Raw genomic sequence first — 19,502 nt, 5'->3', positions numbered from 1 at the left:
GCATTAATACATTCTCTTAATATGACGTTGTTGCTTAATTATATTTTGTGCCGAGTTACGCGCTTGACGGTCCACCTCAAGTATCAACTCCAAGCTAGAAGCTTGTGTCGTACTTAATGACGACAATACTTGTTCATTGACTATCGCAATATCGGTGAATTTTATTTGCTGATTTAAAAAAGCAGCAACCGCAACTTCATTAGCAGCATTTAAGGCCGTAGTAGCACCTTGCCCTTGATAACAGGCATCAATGGCCAGTTTTAGACAAGGAAACCGCTGATAATCGACTGGATTAAATTCTAAATTTGATAACGCCGGAAAATTAAGTGGTTTAACCCCACAAGTAATCCGCTCGGGATAAGACAATGCATAAGCAATAGGTGTGCGCATGTCAGGTTGGCCCATTTGAGAAATGACCGAGCCATCAATATATTGCACCATCGAATGAACGACGCTTTGCGGGTGAATAACCACTTCGATTTGATCTTGATTGGTATCAAACAGCCAACGGGCTTCGATGTACTCGAGCCCCTTGTTCATCATGGTCGCCGAGTCGACTGATATTTTTTGGCCCATCGACCAATTAGGGTGTTTGCATGCTTGGGCTGGCGTTACTTTGCTTAACTCGCTCAGAGGGGTCTTTAAAAACGGCCCACCAGAGCCCGTTAAAATGAGGTGATTAACACCTAATTCATTCAACGGACAATAACCAATTTTTTGTTGCGCACTGACAGGTAAGCACTGAAAAATCGCGTTATGCTCACTGTCGACCGGCATCAGAATTGCCTTAGATGCACGCAAAGCATCAATAAATAGCTGCCCTGTCATGACCAGCGCTTCTTTGTTCGCCAGCAAAACTCGTTTATCTGCTTTGATCGCGGCTAATGTTGGCAGCAGTCCTGCGGCGCCGACAATTGCAGCCATCACAATGTCGGTACGCTCATCACAACTGATATCGGCTAACGCTTGCTCGCCACTGAGCACGATAACGCTATCATTGTTATCAAGTTGCTTTATGAGCGTTTTCGCAGCATCAGGATCAGACATCACGGCATATTGCGGTGAGAATTCACGACAAATTGCCAGCATAGCAGTGACATTGCGATGCCCTGAAACGCCAAAGAGTTTAAATTGTTCAGGATGACGTCGTAACACATCAAGGGTGCTAGCGCCAATCGAGCCAGTCGCCCCCAAAATGGTAACTTGCTGCAAATTCATTAAGCCACCAATACCATGTAACATAATGCAAACACTGGTACCGCCGCAGTTAAGCTGTCAATACGGTCTAAAATCCCACCATGACCCGGCAAAATTGTGCCGCTGTCTTTAATGCCAGCACTGCGCTTATACATGCTTTCACTAAGATCGCCAAAGACCGATGCCAAGCTTGTTATTATGACCAACAGTAATAATGACACAGGCTCAATATGATAAAAATAGCTATTGGCAATCATCGAGGCTAGCAACGCGGTCACCATGCCACCGGCTGAACCTTCGATTGTTTTGCCAGGGCTAACTTTTGGCATTAATTTGTGACGGCCAAATTTTCGGCCAACAAAATAAGCGCCAACATCGGCTCCCCAAACAATCACAAATACCGCTAACACTAAGATAGCGCCTTGGTTCTGGTCATTATCATAACCAAACGCACGAATAGCCATTATTCCGACCCAGAAAGGCACCAAGGTAAGTTGACCAAATAGCGCTTTAACAAAATCGTTATCTGCCCAACGTCCTTCCCCTTTAGGGTATTTAAATACCATCAATATACTGCAGGCCCACCACAGCGCGCCAATCAGTAAAACGGCTAAATACAGAGGGTGCAATTGACTGCTACGCCAAATTTCTTCGGTCGGCACAACAACAGCCAAACTGAGCAGCGTTAGCGCTAATGAGACGGTAAAAATACTTCTGCTTAATGTATCATTTGGGCGTGACTCAAGTGGTTGATTCGATTTAGCGGCGACAAAAGCGCCCCATTCCCATGCGCCAATTAATGAAACCACACCGACCATTAGGCCAAACCAAAATAGCGGCAGTAAAAAAACACCAGCTAGCGCTAATGGCGCCAATACCAATGCCGTTAAAATACGTTGTTTTAACAAACTTATTTCCTTTAGTTATTATTATCAGTCTGCAGTATTTGCTCACCGGTACAGCCATAACGGCGTTCGGTTTTAACATATTCAGTCAGTGCTCTCGCGAATTGTTCCTGACCAAAATCAGGCCATAAACACTCGGAAAAATACAATTCAGTATACGCACATTGCCACAGCAAAAAATTACTAATACGGCAATCACCACCAGTCCGGATCAAAAGATCCAATTCAGGTAAGTGAGCCATTGAAATATGCTGACCAATCAGTTCTTCTGTAACTTGCTCGGGCTCAAGCAGACCTTGTTTTACTTTGTCAGCGACAATTCGACACGCTTGGCTGATGTCCCAACGGCCACCATAATTAGCCGCAATATTAAGTACCAAGCCAGTATTATTAGCCGTACGTAATTCAGCATTTGCAATTTTATCTTGGAGTTTTTGACTAAAGCGGGAGGTATCACCAATTATTTGTAACTTAACATTGTTACGATCGAGGCGCTTAACCTCTCTTGAGAGTACCGTAAAAAAAAGCTCCATTAACAACGAGACTTCAGCTTGAGGACGTTGCCAATTTTCGCTACTAAAAGCAAATAACGTTAGGGCTTCTATTTTAAGTTCACTGGCAAACTTCACTGCGTCACGCACTTTATCGACACCAGCCTTATGACCGATGACTCTCATTTTTCCTTGCCGCTGAGCCCACCGCCCATTGCCATCCATAATAATTGCAACATGACGTGGCAGGCAATCACTTGCCGATAATACCTTTTTTAGCTCTGCGATCATTGAGACTCCGTCTACTTATAATTTCAATCTACAACTAACAACGTTGTCATCGGATTATTCGCAGTAATTCAATTGAGTGATGGTTAGCATACACGATGCGAGCCATCCGATAAACTCATCCAGTATTGCCTGTCGATAAACAACACCGCTGGTATGCTTGGCGTTGAAGTTGGTGAGAAATAGTAGGTTTGAGTCCCTAAGAATTGGGGAATAAAGCCTATATATTAACTATCTAAAAAACAACGCGCTTAGGAGTATACACTCGCTAAGCGCGCTAACTCTAGTGATTATGCACAATTTCGGCGATAATCACGTTTAACATGTCAAAAAACAGTCAGTTGAATTAAACTTCCATCAATTCTTTTTCTTTTTCCGCTAATAAATCGTCCATTTCTTTAACGTATTTATTAGTCAGTTGCTGAATATTCTCTTCCCCTTTACGGGCGTCATCTTCACCAACTTCTTTTTCTTTTTCAAGTTCTTTAATATCGCCATTGGCATCACGACGAATATTACGAATTGCAACACGTCCTTGCTCCGTTTCACCGCGCACAACTTTGATTAAGTCTTTACGACGCTCTTCCGTTAGTGGTGGTAATGGAATGCGAATAAGTGCGCCAGCAGAGTTAGGGTTTAGCCCTAAATCAGAACTCATGATCGCTTTTTCAACAGCTGCAATCATTGAGCTATCAAACACAGTAATTGTTAGCGTACGCGCATCACCAACACCGACATTACCAACTTGGTTCAGCGGCGTATCACTTCCGTAATATGGCACCATTATTGAATCTAAAAGGCTTGGGTGCGCACGACCAGTACGAATTTTTTTCATTTGATTTTTTAGTGCTTCAACACTTTTAGCCATGCGTGCTGCTGCATCATCTTTGATTTCGTTAATCACAATTTTTTCCCGTTAATTTTGTCTATATTGAATTAGGCTGGTTGGGCACAAATTAAAGTACCGACTTCTTCACCCATAATCACACTGCGTAGTGCACCAGGTTTGTTCATATTAAATACTCTAATTGGCATTTTATGATCACGTGCCAAGGTAAAGGCACTTAAATCCATTACCTTTAATTCTTTGTCAAGCACTGTAGCATAGTCAATGGTTTTATACATTTCTGCATCAGGGTTTTTAACTGGGTCTTCAGAATAAACACCATCAACTTTTGTGCCTTTTAACACCACGTCAGCTTCAATTTCAATGCCGCGTAAACAGGCAGCAGAATCAGTGGTAAAAAACGGATTACCAGTACCTGCAGCAAAAATTACCACCCGGCCACGTTTAAGTGAGCTAATCGCATCGGCCCAATTGTATGAATCACAAACACCTTTTAAGTCAACTGCAGACATTAAACGAGCATTAACATAAGCGCGGTGCAGTGCGTCGCGCATCGCTAATCCATTCATTACCGTGGCCAACATACCCATTTGGTCACCAACGACACGATTCATGCCGGCATTAGCCAAACCTTCACCGCGAAAAATATTACCGCCACCAATCACAATACCAACTTGCACACCTAGCTCAATCAGTTCTTTAATTTCCTGAGCCATGCGATCAAGTACTTTAGGATCAATACCAAAGCCCTGCTCACCTACCAGTGCTTCACCACTTAATTTTAAAAGAATACGACGATATACAGGTTTTGGATTTGCAGTCATTACAGGTACCTTAGAATTGTTACTGAACTAAAATCTAAAAGCCACAGCGATGGCACTTAGATTTTAACTCATTGGTTTAAACAAACTGGCTTAAAAAAGACCGCAGTTGATCAAAATCCAAACTGCGGCCTTCTAAATACTTAATGCGATGCATTAAGTAAGAAATTACTTCTTAAGTGCAGCGATAGTCGCTTCAACTTCAGCCGCAAAATCTTCTTCTTTCTTCTCGATGCCTTCACCTAGTTCAAAACGTAGGAAACCAGTTACGTCAGCGCTGCTTGCTTTAAGCAAATCGCCAACTAGCTGTGAAGGATCTTTGATGAATGGTTGACCTGTTAAGCTAATTTCGCCAGTGAATTTCTTCATGCGACCAGCAACCATCTTTTCAGCGATTTCTTGTGGCTTACCAGACTCAACTGCGATTTCGATTTGAAGCTTACGCTCACGTTCAACAACGTCTGCAGAAACTTCAGAAGGCTTAGTGTACTGTGGGTTAGCAGCAGCAACGTGCATCGCAACGTCTTTTGCTAATGCTTCATCGCCGCCAACTAGGTTAGCGATTGCGCCAATCTTGCCACCGTGTACGTATGCTGCTAGGTTGTCGCCTTCGATTGATACAACACGACGTACAGTCATGTTTTCACCGATTTTAGCTACAAGTAAAGCACGAGTCGCTTCAACAGTGTTATCACCTAGTGATAACTCGTTTAATACAGCAACATCGTTCGCTTTAACAGCGTGAGCTGCAGCAACAATTTCGTTACCTAAGGCTAGGAAGCTTTTGTCCATGCCTACAAAGTCTGTTTCACAGTTGAATTCAAGCATAGTAGCTACGCCGTCTGCAACTTTAGTGAAGATTGCGCCTTCAGCTGCAATACGACCAGCTTTTTTAGCGGCTTTTGCTTGACCATTTTTACGCATAAGATCGATTGCTGCTTCGATATCACCGTTTGTTTCAGTCAATGCTTTTTTACAATCCATCATGCCCGCAGCTGTGCGGTCACGTAGTTCTTTTACTTGCTTAGCTGTAATTGCCATGTTAACAATCCTTAATCATTTTAAAAAAGGTATCAGCGCCTTAATTCAAATTATTTGAATAAACCCCTGACACCTCAAAGATAGGTATTTAAGTGACTAGCACTTAAATGCTGAATTACTCAGCTTCAACGAAACCATCTGTTTCTGCTTGAGCAGCAACAGTGTTGTTACGACCTTCGTTAACCGCTTCAGCAACAGTTTTAACATAAAGCTGAATAGCGCGAATCGCATCATCGTTACCAGGGATTACATAGTCAATACCATCTGGGTTAGAGTTAGTATCAACGATAGCTACCACTGGGATACCTAGGTTGTTAGCTTCTTTAACAGCAATGTGCTCGTGATCAGCATCGATGATGAAGATTACATCTGGAAGACCAGACATGTTCTTGATACCACCTAGAGATTTCTCTAGCTTTTCCATTTCACGAGTATTCATTAACGCTTCTTTCTTAACTAGCTTATCGAAAGTACCGTCTTGTGATTGTGCTTCAAGATCTTTTAGACGCTTGATTGATTGACGAACTGTTTTCCAGTTAGTCAACATTCCGCCTAACCAACGATGGTTTACGTAGAACTGGTCACATGAAAGTGCCGCTTCTTTGATCGCATCACCAGCAGCGCGTTTAGTACCAACGAAAAGGATTTTGCCTTTCTTTGATGCCGCGTTCGCTAGCACAGCAAGTGCTTCGTCGAACATTGGAACAGTTTTTTCTAAGTTGATGATATGTACTTTATTACGAGCACCAAAGATGAACTGCTTCATCTTTGGGTTCCAGTAACGGGTTTGGTGACCGAAGTGAGCACCAGCTTGTAACAAATCGCGCATTGAAATTTTAGCCATTATATAATTCCTCTTGGGGTTAGGCCTCCACGTATCCTAATTTTCGAACAACCAGCCAATATTGACTTAGTAGCACCCCGAAAATAGTTATAAATACGTGTGTGATTTAGATTAAATAAAAATTTTATTTGGTTCTTTCATCCAACACCATTAAAATCAATGGTCATTGTTAATCGCTTGCTCAAATCCACCGATAGAAGTTAAGATTTGCTGCGACGAATGAAATCCCCGGCGCGCTTTATACCAAAAAAGCTGACAAAATACAAGTTTTAGATAACTTAGCGCCAATAAAAATAGAGAAAAAATTAATGAGTATTACGATAAAAACCAGTGAAGAAATTGAGAAAATGCGCGTTGCAGGTCGACTAGCGGCTGAGGTCCTTGAAATGATCGTGCCGTTTATTAAAAAAGGCGTCACGACCAATGAGCTGGATCAAATTTGTCATCAGCATATTGTCGAGCAGCAGCAGGCTATTCCTGCGCCCCTTAATTATCATGGCTTTCCAAAATCGATTTGTACTTCGGTCAACCATGTAATTTGTCATGGCATCCCGAGCGATAAAAAACTCAAAGAAGGTGACATTGTCAATGTCGACATTACCGTGATCAAAGATGGCTATCATGGTGATACCAGCGCAATGTTTACGGTTGGTAAAGCAAGCATTTTGGCCAGTCGACTCATCTCGACCACCCAAGAAAGTCTGTATTTGGCGATTAAAATGGTCAAACCAGGCGCGCGCTTAGGCGATATCGGTGCTGCCATTCAGCAATTTGCTGAAGGTTACAACTATTCAATCGTGCGTGAGTATTGTGGCCATGGCATCGGTAAAGAATTCCATGAAGACCCTCAAGTAATGCATTATGGCAAAGTAGGCACTGGTGAAGTATTAAAAGAAGGCATGTGTTTCACCATTGAGCCAATGGTAAATGCGGGTAAACGTCACAGTAAAATGGCCAATAACGATGGCTGGACGGTTGTAACCAAAGATCGCAGCCTGTCAGCACAGTGGGAGCATACCTTACTCGTTACCGCTACTGGGGTTGAAGTATTAACCTTGCGTAATGACGAAGAGTTACCACGGATAATAGAACACTCATAACCTCAAGCTAATCCTGTCGTGAACCGCCTTTAGCGCGGTCGCGACGGGATCAAGCGAGACGCTGTATTAAATCATCTGATTATTTAGAGAGAGACTGATGGCGCCACCTGATAATACTGTTACTGCACCAACGCAAATTTCGCAATTAAAACAACACTTGGCCGATGCGGCAAGCGTTTGTTTTGTTAAATTTCAAGATCAAGGGGATATTCGCCAGCTGCTGCATTCACGCTGCCGGACTGTCGACCAGCTGTTGCAACAATTATGGCAGCAGTTTGACCTCAACCAACAAGATATTGCGCTGATCGCCGTTGGTGGTTATGGCCGTGGCGAACTTCATCCGCACTCCGATATAGATTTATTACTGTTGTCTAAAAAACCGCTCAAGCAATGCCAGCAAGAAGCGATCGGTCAATTCATCACCCTGCTGTGGGACATTAAACTCGATATTGGTCATAGCGTTCGTACCCTCACAGATACCATTGCACTGGGTAAAGAAGACATCACGGTGGCAACTAACTTGATGGAATCGCGGCTACTCGGTGGCTGCGATTTATTATATCAGCAACTGCTAACCGCAATAGAGAAACCAAACTTCTGGCCCAGCAGTGAATTTTATCTGGCCAAGCGTGAAGAACAAGTCTCACGACACCAGTCCAATAACGCCTTTGATTTAGAGCCTAATATTAAAACCTGCCCTGGCGGCTTACGTGATATTCAAACTATTGGCTGGATTGCTAAGCGTCATTTTAAAACAATGTTAGTCGAGCAACTAGTTACTCATGGTTTTTTGTCGGAAGAAGAGCTGGCTGAATTATTTTGCTGTCAAGATTTTTTATGGCGCTTACGATTTGCGTTGCACCAAGTTGCAGGGCGTGGTGAAGACAAATTACTGTTTAATTACCAAGCCGACGTCGCATTAGCTTTAGGGTATTGCGATAAAGATCAGCTCGCGGTCGAACAAATGATGAAGCAGTACTACCAAACTGTCCGTCAGGTCGGTGAGTTATGTGACATGCTGTTACAATTATTTAAACGCGCATTTCTCGGTAAGATTAAAGATCTTCAAGTTTTCGATATCGACAGCCATTATCAACGCCGTGACCGTTTTCTCGAAGCAAAATCTGATCATATATTTGATCAACCCGAGCAATTAATTTTACTCTATCTTAATGTCGCAAACGAGCCTGAAATTACGGGGATTTACGCGCCAACCCTACGACTATTACGCCGAGCTCGCAATGGTTTAGATCAACCACTGAGTACGCTGGAACCCTGCCGTCGTGCTTTTATGGAGCTGTTAAAGCACCCCAATGGGATCAAAGCATTTTCAATGATGCACAAACACGGAATTTTAGGCAGCTATCTACCCGCTTGGCAAAATATTACCGGTCAAATGCAGTTTGATTTATTTCATGCATACACCGTTGATGAGCATACCCACCGCTTGTTACTTAATATTGGTCGGTTTTCGATGCCTGAGCACAAAACTGAATTTCCATTGTGCAGCGTATTAATAAAAACAATTGCCAAAAAAGGCCTGTTGGTTCTAGCGGGTATATTTCATGATATTGGCAAAGGGCGTGGCGGCGACCACAGCAAATTAGGGCGCCAAGACGCGCTCGATTTTGGTAAAAGTCATAACTTAAATCAACACGATAGTAATTTAGTCGCTTGGCTGGTTGAAAATCATTTGTTGATGTCAATTACCGCTCAACGCCGCGACATTCATGATATCGATGTTATCAATACTTTTGCCGAAAAAGTCAGAGACGAAACCCACCTAGCCTACCTGTATTGCTTAACCGTGGCTGATATTTGTGCCACCAATAACAATTTATGGAATAGTTGGAAAGGTTCTTTATTACGCGAACTGTATTTTTATACCCTGCGGGCGTTAAGACGAGGAAAAGTCACAGAAGTTGATGCCGATGGCCGGATAAACGAGTATAAAGCCAAAGCATTGCAACTGATTGCTAACAATGTAAACTGCGCAGCCTCCACTGAGCAAATTACCGATTTATGGGAGACTTTTCAACCAGATTACTTCCTGCGCCACTCACCGAAATTGTTAGCGGGTCATTGCGAAAAGATTTTTTCGACCACAGTAAAGAAACCGCCATTAATTTCGCTGATTAATTATAATAATCAGTCCAGCAGTGAATTATTTATTTATACTCCTGATAAACCTCATTTATTTACGACCGTGATGCGCGTATTGGGCAGCAAAAATGTCCAAATCAATGATGCCTTTATTATGGTTTCGGATAAAGGGTTTGCGCTAGACACTTTTACCATTTCAGAATTTGACGGCAGCGCGATCATCGATACCCGACGGATCAACTCGATTGTACAAACATTAAGCAAGCGGCTAGCCAGTGAAAACGTAAAAATCAGGACACCGCGACGGATATCGAGACAGGTTCAGCATTTTCATGTGCCGACTCAAGTTAATTTTATTCAAAATCAACCAACTGATACGACAGCCTTCGAATTAGTCGCCCGTGATATACCCGGCTTGCTTGCTAATCTCGGTGACGTATTTTACAAAAATAAAATTTTATTGCTCAGCGCTAAGATCACCACCATTGGCGAACGGGTTGAAGACTTTTTTATTATATCAACAACGCAAGGTACTGCTTTGACATTAGAGCAGCAAGATTCATTGCAACACGCATTAATTAAAGCGATTGAGAAACTCAATCAATAAGGGGATTTAATGAGTACATTACAACAAGTCATCGAACATGGCTTTGAGACCAAAGATCAATATACCAGTGCCACAGCCAGCACCGAACTAAAGCAAGCTGTTACTCAAGTGATGGCGATGCTAGATAGTGGTGAAGCACGTGTTGCCGAAAAGATTAGCGGTGAATGGGTTGTTCATCAGTGGCTTAAAAAAGCCGTGTTATTGTTTTTTAAATTACACGACAACATCATTATCGATGGTCAAGAAACTAAGTATTATGACAAGGTACCGCTAAAATTTGCAAACTACACCAGCGAGATGTTTGCCGAACAAGGTATCCGCGTCGTGCCGCCGGCAACAGTGCGCCAAGGTTGTTACGTCGCAAAGAATGTTGTGCTAATGCCATCATATACCAACATTGGTGCTTACATTGATGAAGGTACTATGGTTGATACTTGGGCTACTGTCGGCTCTTGTGCTCAAATAGGTAAAAATGTTCACTTATCAGGTGGCGTTGGCATTGGTGGCGTTTTAGAACCACTGCAAGCAAACCCTACCATTATCGAAGACAATTGCTTCATCGGCGCCCGTTCTGAAATTGTTGAAGGCGTTATTGTTGAAGAAGGCTCGGTGATTTCAATGGGTGTATATATCAGCCAAAGCACCCGAATTTTTGATCGCGAAACTGGTACAATTTACTACGGTAGAGTACCTGCAGGCTCAGTAGTTGTTTCTGGAACTTTACCTTCAAAATGTGGCACTTACAACCTTTATGCCGCTATTATTGTTAAGAAAGTAGATGCTAAAACACTCGCAAAAGTTGGGGTTAATGCCCTACTGCGCGGCGTAGAATAGTCCGATATTACTTGTCTCTACCATGTAAAGCAGCTTGGTTAAACTAAGCTGCTTTAAAATAAGCCGAAATTGTGTTTCACATCACAACAATTTAATGGGATATTGATAGAATCAAATGGATAATCAATATTTTATAAGGCTAATTATGACCCATACTAACCAATTACAGACATTTAAAATCATTTGTCCCCATTGCGGCGATAAACAATTACGCACGACTCAGTGGTTACTTGCACAGCAGCATATCAAATGTAGTTGCGGCCAAGAGACTTTATCAACTGAATTAATTACTGAAGCGGTCAACGACTTAAAATAACATAGCGGTTCAATGTCACATTAACTCTATTGCCGTAGCACCGACACCGGATCCTGATGGATCAAGATATCAGATTGTGGAAACTGGGCCAGTAACCTCGTCTCGACATCTTCGGCTACTCGATGAGCCTCTATTAACAGCAATTCATCCGCAAGCTCCAAATGTAATTGAATAAAACGGGTCTCTCCCGATCTTCGCGTGCGCAACTGATGAATGCCCATCACTTGATCTACTTTTAAAGCGATCGACTCAATTTGTATTAATTCATTTTCAGGCAGCTGATGATCAAGCAATGACTGAATCGCGCCTTGCCCGATGTTAAACGCGCCATACATGATAAAAAAACCGACCCCGATCCCAAAAATAACATCAGCCATTGGCCAACCTAAATGGCTTAGCAATAACGCCAGCATAATTGCGCCATTCATTAACAAATCAGATTGATAGTGTAATGAATCTGCCTCGATTGCTTGCGAACCAGTTTCGCGCACCACTTTCTTTTGATACAGCACCAGCACACCAGTAAGCGCGATAGCAAACAGACTGACCCAAATACCTAACTCAGGTTGCACCAACGGCTGCGGATGGAAGAAACGCTCAATGCCCGATAACACCAAAAACAGCGCTGATGCCCCGATAAACGCCGATTGAGCTAATGCTGCTAGCGCCTCGGCTTTTCCATGGCCAAAACTATGCTCATAGTCCGCAGGCTGCAACGAATAGCGCAAGATAAAGAAACTAGCCAGCGATGCACCAAGATCTAACAACGAATCAACCAGTGAGGCTAACAGAGCTACTGAACCGGTTTGCCACCAGGCTAATAATTTAATCAGCAACAAGATACTAGCCACTGCCATCGCAGCGCTAGCAGCACGTTTTACCGCGGTTGCATATTGTTGAGTCATCGGATCACCTTTGAGATTATCTAGCAAGATTAGATAACTCAAAATATTAACTTAGTTTGCTATAAAATCAACTAGATAGAACATATTAATATTCGCGCATTGCTTTTTTAACCTTACTAGCCATACTTAAGGTTGGATAAAAAGATACGGACGGTCTTTTTGGTCCATCGACATGACACTCACCAAATAGCATGGAGCACCAAATGACCCGAACAGCCCTAGCCATAACAGGCTTTCTTTTTAGTGTGCCATTAGTTTTCACTTGTCAAGCTGAGCAAAAAATCCAAAATCAGATCATTACTGCGTTAAATATTCAAACAACTCAACACCGGATTGATTATCTTAATCAAATAAACACCGACCGCGCTTGGACCAAGCTTAAACTAAAAACGCTGCTAAAGCGTGGTCAGTCTCACCCGCTTATTCCCCAGATAACTCAGCGCCTAACCGTGTTACAAGATTTAGATGTCGAATTGGATTTACCGCCGATAAAGCAAGACAACCTTTACAGCCACCGCCTAAAATGGGCGGTTATTTCGTTTCAAAAACGCCACGGCTTAAAACCCGATGGCATCATTGGTCGCAGGACCATCGCTTGGTTAAATGTATCACCAAAACGTCGAGCAGAGCTGCTAAACCGTAATATGGAACGCCAACATCACTTTTTTGCTAACGTCAGTGACAGCTATTTGTTAGTTAATATTCCACAATTTCAGCTGAGTTTGATTGAACAGGGTCAAAAAGTATTAAACTCGCGGGTAATTGTTGGTAAAAAAAAACGCCCAACACCTGAAATTCAAGCTCAAATAAAAAATGTCGTGCTTAACCCAGCATGGAACGTGCCTCGTACTATTATTGACAAAGATATCCTGCCTAAAATTCGCGATAATAATAATTATTTGGCTGAGAGAAATTACGAAGTATATGATTATTCTGGCAATCAGCTCGAACTGAAAAATTTTGACTGGTCAAATCTCGCTACCGGACAATTTCCCTATCGATTACGCCAAAAACCAGGGCCGACTAATGCGTTAGGGCGAGTCAAATTTTATTTTGATAACGACCAAGCAATTTATTTGCATGACACGCAAAATAAACGACTATTTAATCGGTATGAACGGGCATTTTCATCCGGTTGCGTCCGGGTAGAAAAAGCCGATGAACTGGCTAATTGGTTTGGAGAACAACGCGTGATTAGTAAAAAACATTGGCGCAAAGCAAAAAAAGATCCCTACCTTAATCAATGGTTAAGATTAAATGAACCGCTGCCTGTGCACCTAGTCTATTGGACCGCGTGGTTAGATAAAAGCAACAACGCCCAATTTAGAACCGACATTTATAAAAAAGACCGCGAACAATACGAAGTCCACAATCATAATGCAACGAAAATAGTGGATAAAAAGACCACAGCCCCAGCTGAAAACATTGCGATCTCGCTCAAAAGTTAAACAACAAAAACTTGACTCTATACCCTATAAAAAGATACTGTTCGCTCGTTTTTTGATCGATTATTAGGGTTAGTTGTAAGATGTCTCAAACTTGTACTGTACGAAGAAATTTTCTCAAGAGCCTATGTGGTGTCGTTGCTACAAGCGTCGTTCCGGTTAGCTTACATGCCAAAGAATTCAACATGGGCACTCGATCTCTGAGCCTGTTTAACCGTCATACCAGTGAGCGCGAGCATGGTGAATTTTGGATTAATGGTGATTATCAAAATGATACTCTATTGAGTTTTAATCAAATTTTACGAGATCACCGCCGTAATGTTGCTGCACCAATGGACAAACGCTTATTTGATTTATTATTCCAATTGCAAAAGACCATTGATAATAAGTCTGAGATCCACATTATTTCAGGTTACCGCTCACCACTCACTAATGCGATGCTCGCCTCAAAAAGTCACAAAGTAGCCAAGAAAAGCTATCATATGCGTGGCATGGCGATGGATATAGCGATACCGGATGTCAACCTAGCATTATTAAAAGACGCGGCCCGTAGCCTCAAGCTCGGCGGTGTCGGTTACTACCCGAAATCGGGATTTATTCATGTTGATACCGGTCCAGTCAGAAGTTGGTAGTTGGTAGTTGGTAGTTGGTAGTTGGTAGTTGGTAGTTGAAAATACTGTCGTGAAATGACTAAAGTTGCACCATTTCTTATGCTCATCAGTATAAAGCGTACATCGTAGTTGCGATTTTCACCATGGGCTTTTAAAATAGCCCTTTAATCTTTTGGGAACTTATCCATGTCTTCAGACAGAAATGGCACGTCATTAAATTATAAACGTGAGGAACAAGGTTATCGCGACAAAGCCTTAAAACTATTCCCGTGGCTGTGTGGTCGTTGTACCCGTGAATTTGTTTATTCTAATTTGCGTGAATTGACCGTGCATCATATGGACCATGATCATAGTAATAATCCACAAGATGGTAGCAATTGGGAACTATTGTGCCTTTATTGTCATGACAATGAGCACGCAAAATATACCGAACATGATCAACACCCGACTCGGGTTGACGCTGGTGATAATAATCAGGATACCGCAACTTATAACCCGTTTGCCGATTTACAGGCGCTGTTAAAGAAATAACACCGATAACGCCAATCTCAATTGCTACTCTCATACCTGTGAGCAGTAATTGCTTTGACCAAAATATTACGACTTAAACAGCAAACTTTGATCGAGCAAGTAATGCTCAAACAGAGGTAGGCAAGCACTGCCTACCACGCGCGGATCGTGATTAATAGTCGCCTCTTTGACGCTAGGTACGACAATACCTTGCAGGTCTATCTCTTGTACTGCTTGGGCGATAGCGGCAACAATTTTTCCTCTAATATTCGCTGGAAAAGCACCGTCAATCACCACATGTTTAAAGTCGATCACACTACAGCTCGACACTATAGCGATGGCTATATATTTAGCAATATAGTCGATCCAGTGCTGGATATGCGTTTCATGCTGGCGCCAATCGTTCAAGCTCTGCCATAAAAATTCAGGTGAGATATCCGCCTTTTTTAACTGCTTTTCAAGTAAAGCAACTGAAGCATGATCGATTAACTGTGCGAGTTTGCCGTCAGGGCCAATAATTGGCATCGAGCCAATGGCGCCAGCATTGCCTTGAGGGCCAGAGAAAATTGAGTGGTTAAGCACCAGCCCGCCACCAATAAAAAATCCGATAAATATGTAACTAAAATCGGTTAATTGCGAGCCAAGGCCAAAAATTAACTCAGCACCACACGCTGCTGTTGTATCGTTTTGTATCGTAATCGGGTAAGTGCAGAATTTACCAATTTCATCGGCTAAATCAATTTGATGCCAGGAATCGATATCTTGTTGTGGCGCCCCGATTTCTTCCGACCAGTTCCACAATTCATCAGGCATGGCTATACCTAAGCCGAGAATCTTTTTTCTTTGATCGGTGCTTAAATACGCGATTATATCCGGCAGCTTTTTTTGAGCAAAGGCAATGATATTTTCAGTAACAGGGTAAAGATAAGTAATAAATTTTGAACAACGAATATCACCGCTAAAATCCATCAGTACAATTTCAGCTCGGCGTCGGCCAATCTTCAGGCCCAAGGTAAAAACACCGTCCGGGTTAAGTGCCATTGGCACCGACGGTTGACCGACCTTACCCTTTAAAGATTTTCCACGTAGCAACAGACCCTCTTGCTCGAGACCCCGCATAATCACCGACATTGACTGGGCTGACAAACCAGTAAGCTTTGCTAGTTCCGCTTTAGCTAGTGGCCCATGGCGGCGTATAAGGGAAAGTATCGCGCGTTCATTGTATCGACGAAGCGTCGATTGATTAGCCCCACCACCCTGTTTTATATATTTAATTTTTCGTCTCACTTCTCAGCCCACTTTATTATGGCGCTTATATTAACACCCGAAGTAATTTCAGCGACCAACAGATTGATTAATTGATCACCGATTTGTAGTTATTAAACTACCAGAATTAATTAATAAATCAATTTGATTTATTAATTGACATCATGCTTTTCTAGCGGTAATTTTAACCACAGCGTTTAGGACGTTCAAAAAAAACGCAGTAACCACACTGAGTACCAGAATGATTTCAATTGAACTATGCCAATGCAGGTTCAACATAAATAACTAATCAAATGTAGGGAACAAGATGAAAAAAACAATTATTGCATCTATGGTCGGCGCTATTACATTAACCAGTATTTTAAGCTTCAATGCTCAAGCAGGTATCGGCGCTTGTCTTATCACTAAAACTGATACCAACCCTTTCTTTTTGAAAATGAAAGAAGGTGCTAAAGCTAAAGCGGCTGAGCTTGGTATCGACCTTAAGACATACGCAGGGAAAATTGATGGTGATTCTGAATCTCAGGTTGCTGCGATTGAAACTTGTATTGCCGATGGCGCTAAAGGCATTCTGCTAACGGCCTCTGATACAAGCGGCATTGTTCCTGCAGTTAAGCAGGCGCGCGACGCTGGCATTTTGGTTATTGCCCTAGATACACCACTTGATCCGGTTAGCGCTGCTGATGCAACGTTTGCTACTGATAACTTTTTAGCCGGTGAGCTAATCGGTCAATGGGCTGCCGCTGCACTTGGCGACAAAGCTAAAACAGCTAAAATCGCGATGCTTGATTTAGCAGTAAGTCAGCCGTCAGTAGGTGTTTTGCGCGACCAAGGTTTCTTAAAAGGTTTCGGTATTGATTTGGGCGATCCAAATAAATGGGGCGATGAAACTGACCCACGAATTATCGGTCATGAAGTAACAGCTGGTAACGAAGAAGGTGGCCGTAAAGCGATGGAAAACTTACTTGCGCTCGATTCTGGCATCAACGTGGTGTACACCATTAACGAGCCTGCTGCAGCGGGTGCTTACCAGACGCTAAAAGCTTTCGGTAAAGAAAAGGATGTTTTAGTGGTATCTGTCGATGGCGGTTGCCCTGGTATTCAAAACGTGGTTGACGGTGTCATCGGCGCAACAGCACAACAGTATCCATTATTAATGGCTTCTAAAGGTATCCAAGCAATAGCAACTTGGGCCAAAGATGGCACTAAGCCAGCGAATACACCTGGCAAAGCTTTCTTTGATACCGGTGTCAACTTAGTAACGGACCAAACCGCCGCTGGTGTTCAATCAATGGACACCAAACAAGGACTAGCGCGCTGTTGGGGCTAATTTAGCCTAACTTATCCTAAACAGAAAGCAAGCTCTCTGTTTAGGATAGTAACTATTGGGTGGCGCACGCTACTACCCTTTAGCTGATTGAACCATTAGATTACTGAAATTAATTAGTTTATAGAATTAAGCGAGAATCTCCATGACTGAACCAACCGCGATCTCAACTGACCAGACGTCGCTCAAGCTTGGCGCTAATGAAAAAGTTGCCAATTTCGACAACGACAACCGCAGTTTTATCAATAAAATACAACACACATTACACCGTACCCCATCGCTAGTCCCGCTCGTGGTACTGATGTTATCTTTACTCGTCTTTGGCATCCTGTTAGGCGGTAAATTTTTCTCGCCATTTGCTTTAACCTTGATATTACAACAAGTAGCAATCGTCGGTATCGTTGGCGCTGCGCAAAGCTTAGTCATTCTAACCGCAGGTATCGATTTATCGGTCGGCGCTATTATGGTGCTCTCTTCAGTCATTATGGGACAAATGACATTCCGCTATGGCCTGCCCGCAGAAGCCGCGATAGGAATTGGCCTTGCTTGTGGTACTTTACTCGGCTACATCAACGGCTGGCTCGTCGCCGTAATGCGTCTGCCCCCTTTCATTGTCACCTTAGGTGTCTGGCAAATCGTATTAGCGACTAACTTTTTGTACTCTGGTAACGAAACAATTCGTAGCCAAGACATAGAGAAAACAGCACCCTTGTTCCATTTCTTTGGCGAAAAAATAAATATTGGTGGAGCTATATTTACCTATGGCGTTATCGCTTTTGTCTTAATAGTCGTCATTTTAACCTATGTGCTAAATAACACAGCTTGGGGTCGACACGTTTACGCCGTAGGTGATGATCCGGAAGCGGCAGAACTAGCTGGCGTTGAAACTAAAAAAGTGTTGATCTCGGTCTACATGCTCGCTGGGTTTATCTGTGCCTTTGCAGGCTGGGCGCTAATCGGGCGCATCGGTTCTATCTCACCGACTTCAGGTCAGTTAGCTAATATTGAATCCATTACTGCCGTGGTAATCGGCGGCATCTCGCTCTTTGGCGGTCGCGGCTCGATTATGGGCATGCTGTTCGGCGCACTAATTGTCGGCGTATTCTCACTAGGACTTCGTCTGATGGGTGCTGATCCGCAGTGGACTTATCTGCTTATCGGGGTATTAATCATTAGTGCAGTAGCAATAGATCAATGGATTAGGAAGATTTCATCATGAGTAAGCCTGTTTTAAGTGTTCGTAATTTAGTTAAACGCTACGGCAGAGTAACTGCCTTAGATCACTGTGACTTTGACCTATACCCAGGAGAAGTCCTCGCGGTGATAGGTGATAATGGTGCAGGTAAATCGTCCTTAATTAAAACGTTATCAGGCGCAGTCCAACCTGATTCCGGTGATATATTTTTAGATGGTGAAAAGGTTAACTTTGCCACTCCTTTAGCCGCACAAAATGCTGGCATCGATACGGTATATCAAACATTAGCACTGTCGCCATCATTGTCGATTGCCGATAACATGTTCTTGGGTCGCGAACTGCGCAAGCCCGGTATACTCGGTACAGTATTTCGTCAATTAGACCGCCCTAGAATGCAGCAAATAGCCCGTGATAAACTGACTGAACTTGGCTTGATGACGATTCAAAACATCAACCAAACTGTTGAAACACTCTCTGGTGGCCAGCGCCAGGGGATCTCGGTTGCTCGAGCGGCGGCTTTTGGATCTAAAGTAATCATCATGGATGAACCAACGGCCGCACTTGGGGTAAAAGAGTCTCAACGGGTATTAGATCTGATTGTCGAGGTAAAATCAAAAGGCATTCCTATTGTGCTTATCTCTCACAATATGCCGCATGTCTTCGAAGTTGCAGATCGTATTCACGTCCACCGTTTAGGTCGTCGCCTGTGTACCTTAAACCCTAAGGAGCACACGATGGAAGAGGCTGTCGCTTATATGACTGGTGCTAAAGAGCCTCATCCGTCACTAACATAAACGTTATCAGCCAGCTAGCCGTTACTAAGCTGCTAGCTGGCTTTTTGGTGCCCTG

19 protein-coding genes are annotated in these 19,502 nt (G+C 42.9%); 10 read left to right on the top strand and 9 right to left on the bottom strand.

What is annotated here, in order from left to right:
- Nucleotides 1-3: 3 nt before the first annotated feature.
- From ispC to rpsB, 7 genes are all read right to left on the bottom strand, one after another.
- The gene (gene ispC, locus HRU23_16030) at nucleotides 4-1,212 is read right to left on the bottom strand and encodes a 1-deoxy-D-xylulose-5-phosphate reductoisomerase (protein ID NRA55648.1); all 1,209 of its coding nucleotides are present in this window, start codon (nucleotides 1,210-1,212) and stop codon (nucleotides 4-6) included.
- A gap of 5 nt (nucleotides 1,213-1,217) precedes the next feature.
- Nucleotides 1,218-2,105, bottom strand: coding sequence for a phosphatidate cytidylyltransferase (locus HRU23_16025; protein ID NRA55647.1), 888 nt, complete (start codon nucleotides 2,103-2,105; stop codon nucleotides 1,218-1,220).
- A gap of 11 nt (nucleotides 2,106-2,116) precedes the next feature.
- Nucleotides 2,117-2,884 carry a di-trans,poly-cis-decaprenylcistransferase gene (gene uppS / locus HRU23_16020; GenBank protein ID NRA55646.1) on the bottom strand — a complete coding sequence of 256 codons (768 nt, stop codon included), beginning with the start codon at nucleotides 2,882-2,884 and terminating at the stop codon, nucleotides 2,117-2,119.
- 343 nt (nucleotides 2,885-3,227) lie between these two features.
- Entirely contained in the window at nucleotides 3,228-3,785 is a 558-nt protein-coding gene (gene frr, locus HRU23_16015) for a ribosome recycling factor (protein ID NRA55645.1), read from the bottom strand.
- A gap of 32 nt (nucleotides 3,786-3,817) precedes the next feature.
- Nucleotides 3,818-4,552: a UMP kinase gene (gene pyrH / locus HRU23_16010; protein ID NRA55644.1), complete on the bottom strand. Its 735-nt coding sequence runs from the start codon at nucleotides 4,550-4,552 to the stop codon at nucleotides 3,818-3,820.
- Between the two features lie 165 nt (nucleotides 4,553-4,717).
- Complete coding sequence (tsf, locus tag HRU23_16005) at nucleotides 4,718-5,590, bottom strand: elongation factor Ts (GenBank protein NRA55643.1); 873 nt, start codon at nucleotides 5,588-5,590, stop codon at nucleotides 4,718-4,720.
- Between the two features lie 115 nt (nucleotides 5,591-5,705).
- A complete protein-coding gene (gene rpsB / locus HRU23_16000; protein ID NRA55642.1) occupies nucleotides 5,706-6,434 on the bottom strand; it encodes a 30S ribosomal protein S2 in 729 nt (242 codons plus the stop codon).
- Between the two features lie 308 nt (nucleotides 6,435-6,742).
- Here rpsB and map point away from each other — a divergent pair, with 308 nt between their 5' ends.
- The 4 genes from map to HRU23_15980 all read left to right on the top strand — a co-directional run bounded on the left by map (nucleotide 6,743) and on the right by HRU23_15980 (nucleotide 11,394).
- Complete coding sequence (map, locus tag HRU23_15995) at nucleotides 6,743-7,534, top strand: type I methionyl aminopeptidase (protein NRA55641.1); 792 nt, start codon at nucleotides 6,743-6,745, stop codon at nucleotides 7,532-7,534.
- A gap of 97 nt (nucleotides 7,535-7,631) precedes the next feature.
- The gene (glnD, locus tag HRU23_15990; GenBank protein ID NRA55640.1) at nucleotides 7,632-10,244 is read left to right on the top strand and encodes a [protein-PII] uridylyltransferase; all 2,613 of its coding nucleotides are present in this window, start codon (nucleotides 7,632-7,634) and stop codon (nucleotides 10,242-10,244) included.
- A 9-nt stretch (nucleotides 10,245-10,253) separates the two neighbouring features.
- On the top strand, nucleotides 10,254-11,078 hold the full coding sequence (gene dapD, locus HRU23_15985) for a 2,3,4,5-tetrahydropyridine-2,6-dicarboxylate N-succinyltransferase (GenBank protein NRA55639.1): 825 nt from the start codon (nucleotides 10,254-10,256) through the stop codon (nucleotides 11,076-11,078).
- Nucleotides 11,079-11,223: 145 nt separating this feature from the next.
- A complete protein-coding gene (locus tag HRU23_15980; GenBank protein NRA55638.1) occupies nucleotides 11,224-11,394 on the top strand; it encodes a hypothetical protein in 171 nt (56 codons plus the stop codon).
- Nucleotides 11,395-11,420: 26 nt separating this feature from the next.
- Here HRU23_15980 and HRU23_15975 read toward each other — a convergent pair whose 3' ends face one another.
- Nucleotides 11,421-12,299, bottom strand: coding sequence for a cation diffusion facilitator family transporter (locus tag HRU23_15975; GenBank protein NRA55637.1), 879 nt, complete (start codon nucleotides 12,297-12,299; stop codon nucleotides 11,421-11,423).
- Nucleotides 12,300-12,502: 203 nt separating this feature from the next.
- On the opposite strand from HRU23_15975, the gene HRU23_15970 reads away from it, so the two are divergent.
- The 3 genes from HRU23_15970 (at nucleotide 12,503) to HRU23_15960 (ending at nucleotide 14,886) form a co-directional block, all read left to right on the top strand.
- Nucleotides 12,503-13,747, top strand: coding sequence for a L,D-transpeptidase family protein (locus tag HRU23_15970; protein NRA55636.1), 1,245 nt, complete (start codon nucleotides 12,503-12,505; stop codon nucleotides 13,745-13,747).
- Between the two features lie 80 nt (nucleotides 13,748-13,827).
- A complete protein-coding gene (locus HRU23_15965) occupies nucleotides 13,828-14,376 on the top strand; it encodes a DUF882 domain-containing protein (protein ID NRA55635.1) in 549 nt (182 codons plus the stop codon).
- A gap of 165 nt (nucleotides 14,377-14,541) precedes the next feature.
- The gene (locus HRU23_15960; GenBank protein ID NRA55634.1) at nucleotides 14,542-14,886 is read left to right on the top strand and encodes an HNH nuclease family protein; all 345 of its coding nucleotides are present in this window, start codon (nucleotides 14,542-14,544) and stop codon (nucleotides 14,884-14,886) included.
- 66 nt (nucleotides 14,887-14,952) lie between these two features.
- Here the strand turns inward: HRU23_15960 and HRU23_15955 are convergent, their stop codons facing one another.
- Nucleotides 14,953-16,152 carry an ROK family transcriptional regulator gene (locus HRU23_15955; GenBank protein ID NRA55633.1) on the bottom strand — a complete coding sequence of 400 codons (1,200 nt, stop codon included), beginning with the start codon at nucleotides 16,150-16,152 and terminating at the stop codon, nucleotides 14,953-14,955.
- Nucleotides 16,153-16,438: 286 nt separating this feature from the next.
- Between HRU23_15955 and HRU23_15950 the strand changes: the two genes are divergently transcribed.
- The 3 genes from HRU23_15950 (at nucleotide 16,439) to HRU23_15940 (ending at nucleotide 19,447) form a co-directional block, all read left to right on the top strand.
- A complete protein-coding gene (locus HRU23_15950) occupies nucleotides 16,439-17,461 on the top strand; it encodes a sugar ABC transporter substrate-binding protein (GenBank protein ID NRA55632.1) in 1,023 nt (340 codons plus the stop codon).
- Nucleotides 17,462-17,603: 142 nt separating this feature from the next.
- Nucleotides 17,604-18,677: an ABC transporter permease gene (locus HRU23_15945; protein NRA55631.1), complete on the top strand. Its 1,074-nt coding sequence runs from the start codon at nucleotides 17,604-17,606 to the stop codon at nucleotides 18,675-18,677.
- On the top strand, nucleotides 18,674-19,447 hold the full coding sequence (locus tag HRU23_15940; protein ID NRA55630.1) for a sugar ABC transporter ATP-binding protein: 774 nt from the start codon (nucleotides 18,674-18,676) through the stop codon (nucleotides 19,445-19,447). Before HRU23_15945 ends, HRU23_15940 begins: the two co-directional genes overlap by 4 nt.
- Nucleotides 19,448-19,502: the final 55 nt, after the last annotated feature.

It is taken from the genome of Gammaproteobacteria bacterium (assembly GCA_013214945.1).
Lineage (GTDB): Bacteria > Pseudomonadota > Gammaproteobacteria > Enterobacterales > Psychrobiaceae > Psychrobium.
This window is presented reverse-complemented; position numbering and strand designations above follow the sequence as displayed.